1 protein-coding gene is annotated in these 1,191 nt (G+C 63.9%); it reads right to left on the bottom strand.

Annotated features, from left to right (window positions below):
• The coding region (gene tuf / locus UU9_RS17110) for an elongation factor Tu (protein WP_007083024.1) at positions 1-1,190 on the bottom strand (1,190 nt) is incomplete at its 3' end.
• Between the last annotated feature and the right edge of the window lies 1 nt (position 1,191).

Below are 1,191 nucleotides of genomic sequence, written 5' to 3'. Positions count from 1 at the left end.
TACTTGATGACTTTCGCCACCACGCCGGCGCCGACGGTGCGGCCGCCTTCGCGGATGGCGAAACGCAGGCCTTCGTCCATCGCGATCGGGTGGATCAGCTCGACCACCATCTTCACGTTGTCGCCCGGCATCACCATTTCCACGCCCTCCGGCAGCTCGCAAGCGCCGGTGACGTCGGTGGTGCGGAAGTAGAACTGCGGACGGTAGCCCTTGAAGAACGGGGTATGACGGCCACCCTCGTCCTTGCTCAGCACATACACCTCAGCCTCGAAGTTCGTGTGCGGGGTAATCGTGCCCGGCTTGGCCAGCACCTGGCCACGCTCCACGTCGTCACGCTTCAGGCCGCGCAACAGCAGACCGGCGTTGTCGCCTGCCTGGCCCTGGTCCAGCAGCTTGCGGAACATTTCCACACCGGTGACGGTGGTCTTCTGCGTGTCGCGGATACCGATCACTTCGACTTCGTCGCCGACCTTGATGATGCCGCGCTCGATACGACCGGTCACCACGGTGCCGCGGCCCGAGATCGAGAACACGTCTTCCACCGGCATCAGGAACGGCTTGTCGATCGTGCGCACCGGCTCCGGAATGTAGCTGTCCAGCGCATCGACCAGCTTGATGATCGACGGCACGCCGATCTCGCTCTGGTCGCCTTCCAGCGCCTTCAGCGCCGAACCGTGGATGATCGGGGTGTCGTCGCCCGGGAAGTCGTACTTGCTCAGCAGCTCGCGCACTTCCATCTCGACCAGCTCGAGCAACTCGGCGTCGTCCACCATGTCCGCCTTGTTCAGGTAGACCACGATGTACGGCACGCCGACCTGACGGCTCAGCAGGATGTGTTCACGCGTCTGCGGCATCGGGCCATCGGCGGCCGAGCACACCAGGATCGCGCCGTCCATCTGCGCCGCACCGGTGATCATGTTCTTCACGTAGTCGGCGTGGCCCGGGCAATCGACGTGCGCGTAGTGGCGCACCGGCGATTCGTATTCCACGTGCGAGGTCGAGATCGTGATGCCGCGCGCCTTTTCTTCCGGCGCACGATCGATCGCGCTGTAGTCCTTGAACTCGCCACCGAAGCGCTCGGCACCGACCTTCGTCAGTGCGGCCGTCAGCGTCGTCTTGCCGTGATCCACGTGACCAATCGTGCCGACGTTGACGTGCGGCTTGGTGCGTTCGAATTTACCCTTTGCCATG

Source organism: Rhodanobacter fulvus Jip2, assembly GCF_000264315.1.
Taxonomy (GTDB): Bacteria; Pseudomonadota; Gammaproteobacteria; order Xanthomonadales; family Rhodanobacteraceae; genus Rhodanobacter; species Rhodanobacter fulvus.
Note: the sequence above shows the minus strand (reverse complement) of the source record. Positions and strands in the feature narration are given on the sequence as shown.